Raw genomic sequence first — 15648 nt, 5'->3', positions numbered from 1 at the left:
AAGACGATGGACGCCATAGCGTTTTCAAAGAAGGACAACGTGGCGACCGCGATAAAAGACCTTTCCAAGGGGCAGCGAGTCACTGTGGCTCTGGGAGAAGAAAAGCTCACAGTGGAGTTGCTCGAAGATGTGCCGTTCGGGCACAAATTTGCCCTGGTCGATATTCCTCAGGGTGTCCAAGTGGTGAAGTACGGTGAACCGATCGGAGTTGCCACGATGGATATCAAGAAAGGCCAATACGTCCACGTTCACAACGTTACGGGCCAGCGCGGTGTGAGGGGGCGTCGATCGTGAAACTGAAAGGATTTCTCAGGCCAGACGGCAAGATAGGTTTTCGCAACCATTTCTTGGTCGTTCCAACGGTGATCTGCGCGACGAGGACAGCGGAAGAGATCGCGAGCAATTTTCCAAACGTTGTGTATCTGCACAACCAGCACGGTTGTAACCACATGAAGGACGACGAGAAGAAAGTTGTGAACGTGTTGAAGGGGATGGCGTGCAATCCGAACGTCGCTGGTGTGTTGTTCGTCGGACTGGGCTGTGAAACGGTTCCCACCATGAAGATCTTCGAATCGGTGCGTGCGACGGGGAAACCTGCCGAATGTCTGATCATACAGGAAGAGGGTGGCACGCTCAGAACGATTGAAAAAGGCGTTCGAATCTTACAGAGGATGATGGAACAGTGTGAGATTAAAGAAATTGAAGTGGATCTTTCCAGCGTCACTGTCGCAATCGAATGTGGTGGCTCGGACACGACCTCTGGAATCGCTTCCAATCCCGTTGTCGGGTACGTGGCGGACAAACTCATCGATTTGGGTGCGACCGTGGTCTTCTCAGAAACCACAGAAATCATCGGTGCGGAGCACCTTTTGGCCAGGCGCGCCGTGAACGAAGAGGTGGCGAAAAAGCTGCTTGAACTTGTGGACAGGTGTGAGCGAAGCGCTCTCGCAGGTGGTGAAGACATCCGCGGTGTCAATCCGACGCCTGGAAACATTCGTGGAGGCTTGACCACTCTGGAGGAAAAATCGCTTGGAGCCATCTACAAAGCTGGGACGAAACCCATAAAGAAAGTCCTCGAGTACGCTGAACCCATACCAACGGGTGGACTCTATTTCATGGATAGTCCAGGGCATGACGTTGAGTCGGTCAGCGGTATGGTCGCCGGCGGGGCACAGGTTGTGATCTTCACAACGGGCCGAGGTACACCCACAGGTTGTCCCATAGCACCCGTGATCAAAGTCACGGCGAACGCGAAGACCTACAGCAGGATGAGCGACAACATAGACGTCGACGTGAGCGACGTGCTCGAAGGAAAGACGACCATCCAGCAGGCCGGAGAAAGACTGTTCCACAAGTTGATCGAAGTTCTGAACGGCAAATTGACCAAAAGTGAGATGCTGAGACACCACGAGTTCGGCATCTACCTCACACAACCCACCCTGTGAGGTGAGCTATCATGAAAGTCTCTCTGAAATACGGTGAAAAACAGCTACAAATCGACGTTCCGGATCACACAGAGATTCTTTCGCCCAAAACAGAGTTTCCGGGCGTCGATGATCCGTTCGGCGAAGTCCGCAGGGCTTTGGACAATCCCATAGCGAGTCCTACGTTGACGCAAATCGTTGAAAACATGAAACCAAGGAAGATCGCCATATTGGTGAGCGACCTGACGCGTCCGAGTCCTTCGCACATCATCGTTCCTCCGATTCTGGACGAACTGAGTAGGGCGGGCGTGAAACGTGAACAGATAAAGATCGTCTTCGCACTTGGTTTTCACAGGAAGATGAGCGAAGAGGAGATGAAAAAAGCCGTCGGTGAAGAAGCGTTCGAACATTACGACTGTATCAACCACGACATCAATGAGTGCGTGTACATCGGTGAGACGAGTCGGGGAACTCCCGTGGACGTCTTCAGACTAGTCGCTGAGTCGGACTTGATCATCGCCACGGGTAATCTTGAACTACACTGGTTCGTCGGCTACAGTGGCGGTTATAAAGCACTTCTTCCGGGTGTGTGCAGCAAGAGGACCATCGAGAAAAACCATTCGCTCATGCTTTCAGAAGGCGCCGTCGCTGGAAACATCAACAGCCCAGTGAGGCTCGACATAGAAGAGGCCGGTGCCATGACCAACGTCAAGTTCATCGTGAACGTAGTGCTCAACAGCAAGAAAGAGATTGTGAAAGCGGTCGCGGGCCACCCCATAACCGCGCATCGTGAGGGCGTGAAGTACATAGATGCGATGTACAAGGTTCCGATAAAGAAGAAGTACGACGTTGTGATCGTTTCGTGCGGTGGTTTTCCGAAGGACATAAACCTCTATCAAGCGCAAAAGGGTTTGGACAATGCGTCGCATGCGGTGAAGGACAACGGCACAATCGTACTTATAGCAGAGTGCAGAGAAGGTTTTGGGGAACGAACTTTCGAAGAGTGGATGAGAAAAGCAAAAAGCCCAGACGAACCGTTGCAGTGGATAAGGTCCAACTTCGTGCTGGGAGGCCACAAAGCTGTGGGCTTCTGCAGAGTTCTCAAGAAGACCGACATCTTTCTGTGTTCGAGCATGGACGAGAACGTTGTGAGAGAGATATTCATGACACCCTTCAGCGATCCACAGAGAGCGGTCGATGCGGCGCTCGAAAAACATGGAAAGTCAGCGTCGATTCTGTTCATGCCATACGCGAACTCCACCCTGCCTGTGCTCGAATGACTTTCACTTTGGCAGGATCATGACGAACTTGTTGACCCCGTCTTCACATTCGTAGTAAACCTGCGCCCTGTGCAGATCAGCTATGGCCTTCACCACGGCCAAACCGAGGCCAAAGCCCTCGGTTCTTGCGTTGCTCGATCTGAAGAACTTGAGAAAAATCTTGTCTCGATCCTGTTCTGGGATGGGATCTCCGTAATTGCAAACTTCCACTTTCACAGTTTCTCCGCTCTCTTCGACGTGCAAAGTGATAGGTTTTTCTGAACTGGAGTACTTACACGCGTTGTCGAGAAGATTGGCGAAGGCGTGTATCAACAGTGGACCAACGCACTTTACTTTTATCTCCTTGATCGAGTCGATCAGGAACTCCTTGTTGTTGTACTTCTGTGAAACTTGGTCTATGCTCTCGAGTATCAAGCTCGACAGGTCTTCCTCTTCGAAGTTCTTCGCCGAGGTGTGTTGCGTTCTCGCGATGAGCAACAGTTGTGATGTGATCTCGACCATCCTGTCGATGTTGTGCTTGATCTTCTCCATCTCGATCTTCACGTTGTCGGGTAGATCCTCCGTCAAGAGCACTTCGAGCCTTGTTTTGGCACTGGCGAGGGGATTTCTCAGCTGGTGGGATATAGTGGTTGCGAAGTCTCTCAGTTCTTCCATGGTTCTGTTCAATCTGTCTATGGCTTCGTTCAGCTGGGTCTGTAATATCTCGGCCTCCTTACTCGTGGGTTCTATCTATATCTTTTCCAGCATGCCTTTCGAAACCAGCTGCATCTGTTCACCGATCATCTCTATGGGTGTAGTCAGCTTACGAGTCAGCCTTCGACCAAAGAACAGTACAAGAAAAGTGAGCGGCACCAGTACCGCCATCAGAGTTATCGACAAGGAAGCGAGAAAACTGAAATGATCCTTCAAATTTCGTGTGACGATCACTTCCAGATCGTCCCTGATCAACTTCACATAACGCTGAGAGTGGATCGTGTGAAAGCCTTCGGTCTTCGGCACCACGAAATCGTCCGGGAGGTTGTAACTCGCTATTGTTCTACCCTGTTCGGTGACGTGGAACGCGTAGTTCTTCTTTCCGAATATGGCAACTGGCTGACCTTCGGGCTTTTCGAGAAATCTGAGCAGATCGTTCGTGAACACGAGCATCTCTTGGTCTATCCTTTTGATCGCGAGGCTGTGGAGCAAGAGGATCAACACGGCGGACATGACGACCATGGAAACGACGAATATCGAAAGGTAATACTTCTCGATGGCATGCCTCAATGTGGGCATGCTCACGCCTCCGTTCTGAGCCTGTAGCCGATCCCAGGGACGCTCTCGAGGAATTTGTCGTAACCGAAGGGCTTGAGCTTGCTCCTCAGATAGAGTACATAAACATCGACCACGTTGCTTTTGGTCTCTCGCTCGTTTCCCCAAACGCGTTCGAGGATCTCTTCACGACTGAATACCACGTTTGGATCGCGCATGAAGAGTTCCAGTAGATCGAATTCTCTTCTGCTCAGTTTCAGCTCAGCGCCTTTGACCGTCACTTTGCGTGTTCTGCTGTTCAGCTGAATGTCTTTGAAGCTGAGGACTTCCCCTCTCAAAAGGTGGCTTCTTCTTATGAGGCTTTGAACGCGTGCGAGCAACTCTCTGAAATCGAAAGGTTTGGTCAAATAGTCGTCCGCACCGCTGCTCAGACCAGTTACTTTGTCGTCCACAGAATCCAAAGCTGTCAGCATCAACACGGGTGTTTGAACGTTGGTTTCTCTGAGCGTCTGGACGAACTCGAAACCATCCACACCAGGAAGCAACACGTCCAAAACGATGCAGTCGTAATTTCCTTCCAACGCCATGTCAAGACCCGTATCGCCATCGAAGGCGAGCTGCACCGAGTAACCTTCCTTTTCGAGTCCTCTCTTTATGGAATTCGCTAAGTCTTCGTTGTCCTCCACAACGAGTATCCTCATCCTGACCACCCGCTACTTCTGCTGTTTCTTGAGAATTTCTTGCTGGACCTGTTTGAAAACTTCCGGCGACGAATCGATCCTCAGAATCGCGGGTGTCTTCATGCTCACGAACGCCATGTTCTTGTTGTTTCCAACCACCCAACTGTCGGATCGATACACTCCGAACAACACATTCTTTCCTATGGACATCACCGTCAACGATATGGCCTCTCTCAAACCGACGGTGTAAGTGAATGGTTTGATTTGAATGGGTTTCTTTGACAGTATCCTGGCTTTCGATGTGGAGATGGTATATTCGTATTTCAAGCTGAGAACGATCCACACGAGCTTGTTTTCAACGAGTGTCAGGTACGCTGCGACCACGTCTTTTTCGTTCGTCAGATTGATCGCGTCAAGGATCGTGAGATTGATTTGAGAAAAATCGAGCGTCTCATACAAAGACGCGTTGAGTACGACTCTCTCCATGAAATCCTGTGTCACAGACAGGATCGATACCAGTAAGAAACAGAAGACAACAATTCTTCTCATTCTACCACCATCACATGTTATCAGATCTCTCATTAAAAAGACATTAGAATCTGAACAGTTCGAAAGCCAAAGCTATTTTACCGCAACTCGTAGCGTGGTTGAACGCTGAGTTCTGGATGTGTTATAATAAGCATGGGAAAAGTGAATATCTTCGAACTCTGGGGAGCTCCTGATCCGGGGCTGAGAGGAGGGCGGAAGTCCTCGACCCATTGAACCTGATCCGGGTAATGCCGGCGTAGGGAGAGTGAGAAATCTCAGCCCGTCGCCGACGGGTTTTTTGCTTTGGGAGGTGTTGGTATGAAGATCACATGTTCGATCAGACTGTTGCCTTTGAAGGCGGAAAGCAAAGATCAAATCTACGGACTCGTGGACGAAGCGATCGGTGTTATAGCTAACAGTGGGTTGAAGTACCTGGTTGGGCCATCTGAAACCACCGTCGAAGGTGAGTTCTCCCAGCTACTCAAGCTCATCGAAGAAATCTACAAAAAGATAACACCGCTGTGCGACAGATACGTTTTGGAAGTTGCCTTCGACTGCGCAAAGAGTGGTGTGAACATTGATGAAAAGATCGCGAAGTATCGTTGAGCTCATCAGTGTTGCGACTCTGATCTTTCTCTGGCAAATAGTTCCCGTGCCGACGTATTTGTTGCCGAAACCTTCGCAGATCTTGCTTGAGCTCCTGAGAAACCAAGATGTTCTTCTGAGACACACTTCTGTGACGCTGTACGAAGCGATAGCTGGTTATTTTCTCGCGTTGCTCTTAGGTGTTGCGATCGCCTCGCTCATGTTCCTCGTTGAGAGCGTAGCAAGAACCTTGCTCCCAATCATAGTGTTCACACAGACGATCCCCATCACGGTGGTGGCGCCCATCGTCGCCATATGGTTCGGCTTTGGAATCGGTACGAAGATAGGCACCGTGGCCTTTCTGTGTTTCTTTCCCATCGTTGTGAACACTTACGAGGGGTTCAAAACCGTTGACAGAGAGAAACTCGAGTTTCTCAAAGCTCACGGTGCGAAGTGGTACCACAAGCTCGAGCATCTCTACCTACCACACACCGTTCCTTACACGATCGCGGGCATGAAGGTCGCGATCACCTACTCTTTGACGGCCGCAGTCATTGCCGAATGGATGGGTGCACAGGCAGGGCTCGGCATCTATATCATAAGAGCCTTGAACTCTTTCAGGGTCGACAGGGTCTTCACGGCTGTTTTCATCATCATCGTGTTCACGCTCACGCTGTTCTATACGCTTCAGTTTCTTCAAAGAAAACTCTTTCCATGGGCAACAAAGCTCGAGGGAGGTGGCTGAAGGTGAAGAAGGTCTGGCTTGTTTTGTTGCTTGCCTGCACGATTTCGTTCGCACAACAGATCGTCGTCGTGCTGGACTGGTATCCCAACACGAACCACACGGGTCTGTACGTGGCACTCGAAAAGGGTTACTTCGCTCAGGAAGGTTTGAACGTTTCCATAGTTGAACCAGCGAAGATGAGTGCCGAACAAATGGTGGCGAGTGGCAACGCGCATTTCGGCGTGAGTTTTCAGGAGTTCGTGACCTACGCACGCGCCCAAGGTCTTCCGGTGGTTTCGATCGCGGCCGTCATTCAGCACAACACGAGTGGTTTCGCTTGGTTGAGAAATTCTGGCATCTCTTCTCCAAAAGATTGGGAAGGCAAGGTCTACGGCGCCTGGGGCACGGAGATAGAAGAAGTCATACTCAAAACAATTGCGAAAAAGTACGGTATCGATTGGTCGAAGGTGAAGATGCAAACCGTCGGACAGCTCGACTTCGTGACGGGTTTGAGACAGAGGATTTTCGATTTCCAATGGGTCTTCTACGGTTGGGAAGTGATCGCGGCGAAGCTCGCGGGCCTCGATGTGGAGTTTTTGGCACTGAAAGACATTGATGAAACCTTCGACTACTATACGCCCGTGCTGATCACCAGCGAGAAACTGATCCAACAATCGCCAGATTTGGTCAGAAAGTTTCTGAGAGCGGTGAGCAAGGGTTATCTCTACGCAATGAAGAATCCGGAAGAGTCGGCGAAGATATTGCTCAAGCATGCTCCAGAGCTCGACGAAAGATTGGTCATCGAATCGCAGCGGTATTTGTCTTCGAAGTACTGGGAAGATTCACCGAAGTGGGGATGGCAGGATGAGAAAATCTGGAGGAGGTTCTACGCGTGGATGAGAGAGAACAACTTGGTTCCAGAACTTCAGATAGAGAAGGCGTTCACGAACGAGTTCTTGCCCTCGGAGTGAAGAATCTTGTAGTTTCTTACGATCGCTTGTTGGTGATAGATGGTGTCGATCTGTGGGTCGAGCGCGGTGAAATCGTGGCCGTGCTCGGCCCCTCTGGTTGTGGCAAAACGACGTTGTTGAAGGCCATCTTGGGTTTGGTGGACTACACCGGCGAAGTCTTATTGAACAGCGAGAGAGTAGGATACATGCCGCAGCGGGACACACTGTTCGAATGGATGAATTGTATCGACAACGTTTCTCTGCCGCTTCGCTTGAACGGTATGAGCAAGCGCGAAGCGAGAACCATGGCCATGGAGTATTTGAAAAAGGTTCAGCTCGAAGATTGGGCCTACAGATGGGTATACGAACTTTCCGGCGGTATGAGGCAAAGAGTCTCACTCGCACGCGCTTTAGTCACTGGCGCAAAGATATTGTTGATGGACGAACCTTTCAGCTCTGTGGATGCACAGACTCGAAGAAGTTTACAGCTGTTGTTTTCCGAGCTTGTGGCGAGAGAGAACATAACCGTCTTACTCGTGACGCACAGCGTTGAGGAGGCCGTCTTTCTCGCAGACAGGATCGTTTTACTTTCACAGAGACCTGCAAGGGTCAGAAGGATCTTCGATGTGGAATTGAAAAAACCAAGAACCATCGAGATCCTCGACGAGCCCATTTACCAAAAGCTGGTTTCGCGGATCTATCAGGAGATATTCTCAAGCTCGAGTTGATCTTTTCAGCAACAGCTCGAGCAACATCGGAACGACATACAGTGTGAAAAGTGTCGTGATGCTCAAGCCTAAGATGATCGTCCACGCGATTGGCGATTCGAGCTCTGAACCTTCAGCCCTGCTGAGTGCGACGGGAAGCAGAGCCAAGATCGTGGTGAGGCTGGTCATCAAGATGGGCCTGAGCCTCAACGAAGCCGATTCTGTGATGATCGTTCTGAACGAAACTTCTTTCGCTTCACGTCTTCTTTGAAGTACGAAGCTCACCATCACAATGGCGTTGTTCACCACGGTACCGACCAACGTCAGACTCCCCACCAGTACGGGAAGGTTCAACTCGTAATTGAAGATGAGCATTGTGAGTGTGAGTGCCACCAACGCGATCGGCACGGACATGAATATGATGAACGGCACGACGAGAGATTCGAACTGGGCCGCCAGAAACATGTAGACGAGTATCGCGGCGATGATTATGATGGTTCTGAATTCAGAGAAGAGCGTGTCCATCGAGTTCTTCTGCCCGGAGAACTCGTGGTCCACTTTCAGTTTCAAATCGTTGATGGTTTCCTCTGCGATTCGTGTCAACTTCGACACGGAGAATTGCGATTCCGTAACGTCCACGTACACCACACGTTCTCCGTTCATGTGCGAAATGGATGTCAAGGTCTGTCTTTTCTCAACGTTCGCGATCACGTCCAGCGGTATCTGTTGATTCCTCATGTTCTTGAACACAACGCCCCCAACGTCTTCAACCGTTCCAAGGCTGGAGACCTTCAAAAAGACTGGTAAACTTCCTTCCTCGGTTGAAACGATGCCGATGGCCTGTCCGACCGTTCGACGCTGAAATTCCATGAGCAATTGGCCCGGAAGCAAACCTGAGAAGATCGCTTTGGTTCTGTCTATATCAACCATCATGGTTTGCAGAGTGGCTTTACCACGGACTGCGACCTGACCGATACCCTTCTGCTTCAACGCATCGCTGAGTCTTTCAGCCTCTTTCAAGAGAAGGTCTATGTCTTTTCCCCTCAGAACTATCGTGAGAGGATATCCGAACAACTCTGACATGAAGTCCGATTCGCCAACGCTCAACGTGGCACCTTGGATTTGAAATTTCTGAAGTTCTGAGAGCAACGCCTTCTTGTTCTCAACGTACTCTGTCCTTTTGCCACCGAACCAAACGTAGATCGTTCCCTTGTCTTCGCTCGCGCCGCCAACGATCTGTGAAAGTTCGCTCGTTATTCCAACTTCACAATAGACGTGTTGCACGTTGAACTTTTCTTTCCTCTCGAGAATGAATTTCTCTAATTCGGAAACGACCTGAGACGTCTTTTCATAACCGGCCTGCTCGTTCATCTTCACAACGATCGATAGAGTGTTCGATTCGAACTTCGGTGTGAAGCTTCTCGGTCTGTTCATCAACACGAAGACACTGAACAGCAAGATCACCAGAACTAACGGAAGCACCACGACTTTTCTGTCCAGCAAACGCTCCAGAGAGTTTTTGTAAGTGATCCTGAATTTCTCGTACGCTTCGATCTTTCTCGACATGATCCACTTCGATCCTGCCGGCACGAGCACACCCGCCACGGCCAAAGACGCACCCAACGCCAACGAAAGCGTGGCTGCGAAGTACTTGAACATCGTTGCAGCAAAGCTTTCTGTGAACAACAGTGGCACGAACACTATGACGGTCGTCGCGGTGGAAGCGAAGATCGCACCGAAAACTTCCTTGGTACCCCGAGAAGCGGCTTCAAGATAATCTTGACCTTCGCTCTTGTGCCTGAAGATGTTTTCGAACACCACGATCGCGTTGTCAACGAGCATCCCCACGGCCATCGTGAGTCCTCCGAGTGTGAGGAGATCGAAGTTCAGTTTGAAGAAGTACATCAAAACTATCGCGATGATCAGTGAAACAGGGATGCTCAAAGAAACGATCAGCGTGTTGAAGATGTTCGGAACGAATATCGCAACCACGATGGAAGCGCACAGCAATCCCAAGAGCAAGTTCTTCAACAAGTTGTTCACAGCCCTCTGCGTGTAGAGTGATTGGTCTATCAAAGGTGTGTAAGAAACTTTCAACTGCTTCAACAGATTCTTGATTTGTCTCACACTCTCGACAGTGTTCGCGCCCGATCTTTTCCTGACCGCCACAACGTTCGTCGAATGACCGTTGACCCTCACGACCCCACGGACTTCTTCTTCCACCACTTCGATGGACGCCACTTGTCCCAGCCTGATCGGCACCAGCAACTTGGGAAGTTGCCCGCTCATCGCTGTCTGGTAGGTCAGGCCCCTGAAACCCACGATCGCATTTCTCAGTTCTTCCAAGTTCCTAAAGCGTGCATCAACCGTGATGGGATAAACGTTACCGTTTTCATCTTTGACCTGGCCCATCGGATAGATCGCGTTGCCAGAGAGAAACATCTCCATGAGTGAAAGATCGAGTCCAAGCTGTTCAACCTTTTCTGGATCGAGCCTCACGACAACGCGTTTGCTTGCTTTGCCAAGCACCTCAACGCCCGCCACATCTGGAAGTCTCTTTATTTGATCAACGAACGATTCCACATCCTGTTCTGTTGAGAACACGAAAACCGGCAACAACGAAGGATCGAACTCCACGACGGAAGGCTTCACTTGTTCCGGTAAATTCGCTTGTGCGAGGCTCAGATATCTCTCGAGCCGAGACGAGGCAGAAAGTACGTCCACACCCCAAGCGTATTCGATGAGAATGAAGGAAAAACCGGGTTGAGATACGGAAGTGAACCTCTTTACCCCGGGGACTGTAGCGATGATGCGCTCCAAAGGTTCGGTGACGAGTTGTTCGACTTCTTCAGTACCGGCACCCATGTAAGTGGCGAAAACTGCAGCGTAGGGATATTCAAGGTTTGGAATGAGCTCGAGGTGGAGTCTTCGAAGGGCAATCACACCCAGCGCTGCGATGGCGAGCAGCAGCATGAAAACCGCGACAGGTCTTTTGGAGGCTTGCCTTGCAACGTTCATTTTTTGGTCTCACCTCCTGCGTCTCATCTCAGCCTCCCACCGCACATTTCCACGATCATCTTCGCCCACAGTTCGTTCAGATCGACGAGCTTGAGCCTGTTGCTGCATGCCACGACGGGAAGTTCCGTGCAAGCGAGAAGAACATATCCGTCCAAATGAGGTTCGACCTTCTCGAGCCAGACTTTCCTTGCCTCCTCGAGCTTTCCAGCTTTCACAGAATAGATCACGTTCATCACGGCATCCTGCACGGATAAATCTGGCACCTTCAGCTCGAAGCCCACCTCTCTTGCCACCTTCTGGTACATTCCACTCGCTATGAGTCCCTTGGTCCCGGTGAGCCACGCGCTCTTCACACCCACGCTTGCCAGTTTTTCCAGAGCCAGCTTCGGCAAGTTCAGAATCGGTATGTTCACCTGCCCTTGCACCTTTCCCAAAAAGGCGTGAGCGGTGTTGCAGACGAAGAGTGCGAAATCGGCTCCAGCTTTTTCCAGCCTCTTCACCGAGTCGACCAAGTACGGTGTGGGATCTTCGCCGTTGTGCAAGATGGCGGTCGTTCTGTCAGGAACTGAGGTGTTGAAATCGACGATCATTCTTATGTGATCTTGATCCTTTTCAGCGTATGTCGATTCGACGACCTTCTTCAAGAAATCCACCGTCGAGAGCGAACCCATGCCTCCAACTATACCAGCGATTTTCCTCATTTGTACACCCCCGGAGTGCACACGCTCAGTGTCAGACCTTCGATTTCGAGCACGATCTCAGCATAATACGCCACGTGCCTGCCTTGAGGTGGTTCCACCGAGATCGAGTATACACCCGCATCGGGCAGGATTGGAAATCTCAACCAGAGAGATTTTCTGAAATCGGTCGTGTCAGAAACGGCCCTGTGCAAGTAAACTTGACGAATCACAGGATCATCCTTTATCACGATAGTTCCATCGGAGATTTCAAAACTGATCTGGGGAAGTACATTCTTCAGCACGAGTTTGAAGAAGCTTGAAAGATTGTCCACCACGTAGGGTATGTTCTTTATCCCATGGGGATTGTTCGGCACGTACAGCAGATAGTTCTTCCCTGGAAGGTCGAAGAAGTACAGCATGCTGGAATATATGGTCCAGTACTCATCGTTGGTGGCGTTCACGATGTACTTCGGCATCGTGAGACGATCTCTATAACTGTACGGATCAACCATCTTCAGAAGTTTTTGTCCAACCTCGGTACGCACGTATTCGGGCAAACCCCTCTCAACGTACGGTGAAATGCTTCTACTGTATTCACCGTACATCTTCATCTGTTGGGCGAGTTGTTTTTCAAAGTTCAAATTGTCGAAAACGATCGGTGCTATGGCGAAGACTCGATCGTCCAGCACCGCAGTCAACCAAGTTGTCCAACCACGTTTTGAAGCACCTGTGACGAAGAACTTTTCAACGTTCAGCATTTCTTGTGCCATGTCCATCGCAGCCACGGCCGATGTAGTCATCGGGAAAAGCAATGGCCAGGTTGGATCGTTCGTTTCACCGTACTGAACGAAGGTGTGTGCGATGAGATCGTCTTCCCTCAAGCCGAAGATGGGCTGATTCGGAACGTCCCCCAGTACGATGAAGGGTGCTCCAAACTTTTCTGCAATCCAGAGGAAATCTTCGACTTCTTTAGCTCTCGTTGGATCGAAGTCTCCCGTGATGAGCAACACCGCGGTGTTCTCGAACTCGACTTTTGGAGGTATAACGATCAGAACGTCGTGCTTCCACTCGAACCCGCGCCACGTTTGACTCTTCAAAAGTACGTGGATCATCTTGAACCCGTTCTCCGAGACTTTTTCGGAAACTACTTTGTATGAAACATCTTTGTGGGTTCGAACGTACTCGAACAATTCTTGACCTATCGCGACACATGTCAGTACCACGATGAACCACACAAAGATTTTTTTCATACCAGCACCTCCGTCAAGATTATACACCCTGCGGACGTTGAGAACGTTCGTGGAAGGTCTCACATCCTGAACGAGAAGATCGTTCCGATGGCGGCGGGCAAGAACTGTTCGAAGTTTTCCTCGCTCGAAAGGTAAGTGAGGGTAATGGCAACTTGGTCTACTACGAGGTGAGCTTGGAGTGCTTTGAAGTTCATCTGGTTCTGAGTGAAAGAAAAGATCCTCCAGAAGAATTCGTTGCCTTCAACCAAATTCTTCCTCGAAGAGAACAGCTTGTACTGGTTCAGTTTTGACAGCGTGTTTTTCTCAACCAGATTCGCATATTCGTCGACTTTCATACGTTTTGGAAGCTTTTCCTGAACGATCTGAATGTAACCCACCTTTGCTTGGTCCAGTGCTATGAAAGAACCGATCTCTCCTTCTTCAACTTCCGCAGGTTGGAAAGGTTCGTAAAGCATGAGCTTGTAGCCGTGCTTTTCATCCACGTGGTTGAACCACGTTGGACCTTTGAGACTTTGAACGGTCAACAACGCTGGGACCAAGTAGGTGTAGAATTCTTCTTCGGGCGCAAAGTAACTCGAAACGTACGCTTTGGCCAAGCGAAGAAAGATGAGCTGAAAAGATTGAACGATCCTGCCGGAAGTTTCGATGGAGAACCAGCGAAAGAAACAGTCGACGTTCGCGATCTTGATTTTGCCAGTGCTTCTTTCGTTCATCGCTGCTTGTTTCGTGGAGAGGGCAAGTTGATCGAGAGTCACGTTCGGACCAACCTCGAAAGACATTATCTGTATCGTGCTCGCCGCGTTCATCACCCTGAACAAACCGATCTCACCTGGCCTGATGGGTTGACTCACGAAGAACGGTTCGTACACACTGAGTGCCAGATCCATCGCGGGAGAAATGTAGAGCAACTGAGCAAAGATACAGTTCGCCAACACTACCAACAACAGTCCGCACCTCTTCACGGCGACCACCTCACAGTAAGGAGTTTAGCACTCTTGTCATGAACAGCGAAAAAAGTTGTTTGGTGGAACTACACAGTTACGCAATAATGAACTTGCATTTTTCCAACGGTTGGGTGTATAATTAAAACAAAACCGAACGGAGGTGAAACGTATGAAGAAAATCAGAAAAATGGTGAGAGGTTTCACGTTGATCGAACTTTTGATCGTCTTGGCAGTCATCGCGGCATTGCTGGCGATAGCGACCCCAGTCGCGCTGAACGCAGTGGCGCAGGCGAAGGCAACACAGGTGGCGTCGAACCTGAGGAACATTAGATCGGCTGCAGAAAGCTTCGTTATGATTAACAAAACCGCAACGGGTTTAAGCATTGATAACCTCAAGACTCAGGGTTATCTCACGAACACGGCTGGCTTGGAAAACTACAGGATAACAGCAACGCAGGCTGCAACGGTTGTGACTGCCCAAATAGTGTACACAGGTGGTGTTGATATCGATAAGCTGAGAGGCATATTACCAGAAGCAACCCGTACTGGCAACAACGTAACTTACAGCTTCAGCATCCCGATCTGGTGGTGAGCGTCATTAAAGAAACTCAACCGGCGGTCTCGCCGGTTTTTTTCATTTTACCCTTAAGCTCGATACCCATATCGTTGAAGGGCGAGAGGCTAACCTCACAATTTTCCTCGAAACAAAATTCCTTGTGTAAAGCCCATAAAAGAGTTGTATTTTCCCAAGGCCATGGTTTATAATGAATTGATCGATACCGACGGAAAGGTTCGGGAAAAATGCTTAAAGCCTTCACCTTGATCGAACTTCTGACCGTTTTAGCTGTAATTGCGATTCTTCTCACCATAGTGACATCCTTCGCCGTGAACGCGGTACACCAAGCAAGAGCAACACGAGTTGCGATGAACCTGAGAAACATCAGAGCCGCCGCTGAAAGCTACGTTTCGGTCGAAAAACCACCCACGCAGACGAACTTCGATCTGAACTTTCTTGTGAGTAAGAGCTATCTCACGAGCGTGCAGGAACTTGCCCATTACACTCTCTGCCACCAGAAACGATGAAGCTTATCATGTCACCATAACTTACAGCGGAGTTGTGGATTATAGCAGGTTGCAGAGCGTTCTACCGGGAGCAACCGTCACCGAAACGGGTGTAAGCTATAGCTTCGTCGTACCCATCTGGTGGTGAAGTGGAAAAAATGAAAGCAGAAGAATGACAGCTCTCACTTCAGCCCCACCACCTTGTTCCCTTCTCCCAATATCGCGACCTTCGGTCCTCGGTATTCGTTCTCGTCGAACAGACCAAAGCTCATGATGATGATTTTGTCCCCGACTTCCACCAGGCGCGCTGCGGCGCCGTTCAAGGCTATCGTTCCACTTCCTGCTTTCCCTTTGATCACGTAAGTTTCGAACCTTGCACCGTTGTTCACGTCCGCAACCAAGACGAACTCGTTCTCTTTCAAGTCCACCGCCTTCATGAGCTCCTCATCTATTTCTATGCTCCCCTCGTATTCGAGGTTCTTTCCAGTCACGGTGGCCATGTGAAGTTTCGATTTCAGCATCAAGCGCATCATCGTGCACACCTCCGTAGAAATTATAATCTTTTTGG

General features: G+C 50.0%; 18 protein-coding genes and 1 riboswitch. Of the genes, 9 read left to right on the top strand and 9 right to left on the bottom strand.

The features are described from left to right. The first annotated feature begins 6 nt into the window (after window positions 1–6). The 3 genes from AJ81_RS07475 to AJ81_RS07465 are packed head-to-tail and all read left to right on the top strand — an operon-like array spanning window position 7 to window position 2704. A complete protein-coding gene (locus AJ81_RS07475; RefSeq protein ID WP_031504216.1) occupies window positions 7–294 on the top strand; it encodes a UxaA family hydrolase in 288 nt (95 codons plus the stop codon). Next, the gene (locus tag AJ81_RS07470) at window positions 291–1445 is read left to right on the top strand and encodes a UxaA family hydrolase (RefSeq protein WP_031504219.1); all 1155 of its coding nucleotides are present in this window, start codon (window positions 291–293) and stop codon (window positions 1443–1445) included. Before AJ81_RS07475 ends, AJ81_RS07470 begins: the two co-directional genes overlap by 4 nt. Before the next feature lie 11 nt (window positions 1446–1456). Next, a complete protein-coding gene (locus tag AJ81_RS07465) occupies window positions 1457–2704 on the top strand; it encodes a nickel-dependent lactate racemase family protein (RefSeq protein WP_031504220.1) in 1248 nt (415 codons plus the stop codon). A 3-nt stretch (window positions 2705–2707) separates the two neighbouring features. Here the strand turns inward: AJ81_RS07465 and AJ81_RS07460 are convergent, their stop codons facing one another. The 4 genes from AJ81_RS07460 to AJ81_RS07445 form a co-directional block, all read right to left on the bottom strand. Next, entirely contained in the window at window positions 2708–3370 is a 663-nt protein-coding gene (locus tag AJ81_RS07460; protein WP_031504222.1) for a sensor histidine kinase, read from the bottom strand. 63 nt (window positions 3371–3433) lie between these two features. After that, a complete protein-coding gene (locus AJ81_RS07455) occupies window positions 3434–3976 on the bottom strand; it encodes a hypothetical protein (protein ID WP_031504224.1) in 543 nt (180 codons plus the stop codon). Window positions 3977–3978: 2 nt separating this feature from the next. Beyond that, entirely contained in the window at window positions 3979–4653 is a 675-nt protein-coding gene (locus tag AJ81_RS07450) for a response regulator transcription factor (RefSeq protein WP_031504226.1), read from the bottom strand. 12 nt (window positions 4654–4665) lie between these two features. Continuing rightward, the gene (locus tag AJ81_RS07445; protein ID WP_031504228.1) at window positions 4666–5181 is read right to left on the bottom strand and encodes a hypothetical protein; all 516 of its coding nucleotides are present in this window, start codon (window positions 5179–5181) and stop codon (window positions 4666–4668) included. A gap of 149 nt (window positions 5182–5330) precedes the next feature. Continuing rightward, window positions 5331–5440: riboswitch (TPP riboswitch) on the top strand. Window positions 5441–5478: 38 nt separating this feature from the next. Between AJ81_RS07445 and AJ81_RS07440 the strand changes: the two genes are divergently transcribed. The 4 genes from AJ81_RS07440 to AJ81_RS07425 are packed head-to-tail and all read left to right on the top strand — an operon-like array spanning window position 5479 to window position 8147. After that, a complete protein-coding gene (locus AJ81_RS07440; RefSeq protein WP_031504230.1) occupies window positions 5479–5766 on the top strand; it encodes a thiamine-binding protein in 288 nt (95 codons plus the stop codon). Continuing rightward, window positions 5741–6490 carry an ABC transporter permease gene (locus AJ81_RS07435; protein ID WP_051368752.1) on the top strand — a complete coding sequence of 250 codons (750 nt, stop codon included), beginning with the start codon at window positions 5741–5743 and terminating at the stop codon, window positions 6488–6490. The genes AJ81_RS07440 and AJ81_RS07435 overlap by 26 nt, the downstream gene beginning before the upstream one ends. Before the next feature lie 2 nt (window positions 6491–6492). Then, complete coding sequence (locus AJ81_RS07430; RefSeq protein ID WP_031504234.1) at window positions 6493–7440, top strand: ABC transporter substrate-binding protein; 948 nt, start codon at window positions 6493–6495, stop codon at window positions 7438–7440. Continuing rightward, on the top strand, window positions 7362–8147 hold the full coding sequence (locus AJ81_RS07425) for an ABC transporter ATP-binding protein (protein ID WP_051368751.1): 786 nt from the start codon (window positions 7362–7364) through the stop codon (window positions 8145–8147). Before AJ81_RS07430 ends, AJ81_RS07425 begins: the two co-directional genes overlap by 79 nt. Here the strand turns inward: AJ81_RS07425 and AJ81_RS07420 are convergent. From AJ81_RS07420 to AJ81_RS07405, 4 genes are read right to left on the bottom strand one after another with little or no spacing between them, the layout of a single operon-like run. Further along, window positions 8133–11144: an efflux RND transporter permease subunit gene (locus AJ81_RS07420; RefSeq protein ID WP_031504238.1), complete on the bottom strand. Its 3012-nt coding sequence runs from the start codon at window positions 11142–11144 to the stop codon at window positions 8133–8135. The two genes, AJ81_RS07425 and AJ81_RS07420, sit on opposite strands and share 15 nt — an antisense overlap. Window positions 11145–11167: 23 nt before the next feature. Beyond that, window positions 11168–11845, bottom strand: coding sequence for an aspartate/glutamate racemase family protein (locus AJ81_RS07415; RefSeq protein WP_031504239.1), 678 nt, complete (start codon window positions 11843–11845; stop codon window positions 11168–11170). Then, window positions 11842–13074, bottom strand: a complete 1233-nt coding sequence (locus tag AJ81_RS07410; protein WP_031504241.1) for a PhoPQ-activated pathogenicity-related family protein — start codon at window positions 13072–13074, stop codon at window positions 11842–11844. The genes AJ81_RS07415 and AJ81_RS07410 overlap by 4 nt, the downstream gene beginning before the upstream one ends. A 59-nt stretch (window positions 13075–13133) precedes the next feature. Next, window positions 13134–14036 carry a hypothetical protein gene (locus tag AJ81_RS07405; protein WP_031504243.1) on the bottom strand — a complete coding sequence of 301 codons (903 nt, stop codon included), beginning with the start codon at window positions 14034–14036 and terminating at the stop codon, window positions 13134–13136. Window positions 14037–14187: 151 nt separating this feature from the next. Here AJ81_RS07405 and AJ81_RS07400 point away from each other — a divergent pair, with 151 nt between their 5' ends. Together AJ81_RS07400 and AJ81_RS07395 are read left to right on the top strand one after the other, a co-directional pair. After that, window positions 14188–14610: a prepilin-type N-terminal cleavage/methylation domain-containing protein gene (locus AJ81_RS07400; RefSeq protein ID WP_306452425.1), complete on the top strand. Its 423-nt coding sequence runs from the start codon at window positions 14188–14190 to the stop codon at window positions 14608–14610. Between the two features lie 209 nt (window positions 14611–14819). Further along, window positions 14820–15101 carry a type II secretion system protein gene (locus AJ81_RS07395; protein ID WP_038059749.1) on the top strand — a complete coding sequence of 94 codons (282 nt, stop codon included), beginning with the start codon at window positions 14820–14822 and terminating at the stop codon, window positions 15099–15101. Window positions 15102–15262: 161 nt separating this feature from the next. Here AJ81_RS07395 and panD read toward each other — a convergent pair whose 3' ends face one another. Next, entirely contained in the window at window positions 15263–15613 is a 351-nt protein-coding gene (gene panD / locus AJ81_RS07390; protein ID WP_031504247.1) for an aspartate 1-decarboxylase, read from the bottom strand. Window positions 15614–15648 lie beyond the last annotated feature (35 nt).

This window comes from Pseudothermotoga hypogea DSM 11164 = NBRC 106472 (genome assembly GCF_000816145.1).
GTDB classification, from domain to species: Bacteria; Thermotogota; Thermotogae; order Thermotogales; family DSM-5069; genus Pseudothermotoga_A; species Pseudothermotoga_A hypogea.
The sequence above is the reverse complement of the archived record's forward strand: the minus strand, read 5'-3'. Positions and strand labels throughout refer to the sequence as shown.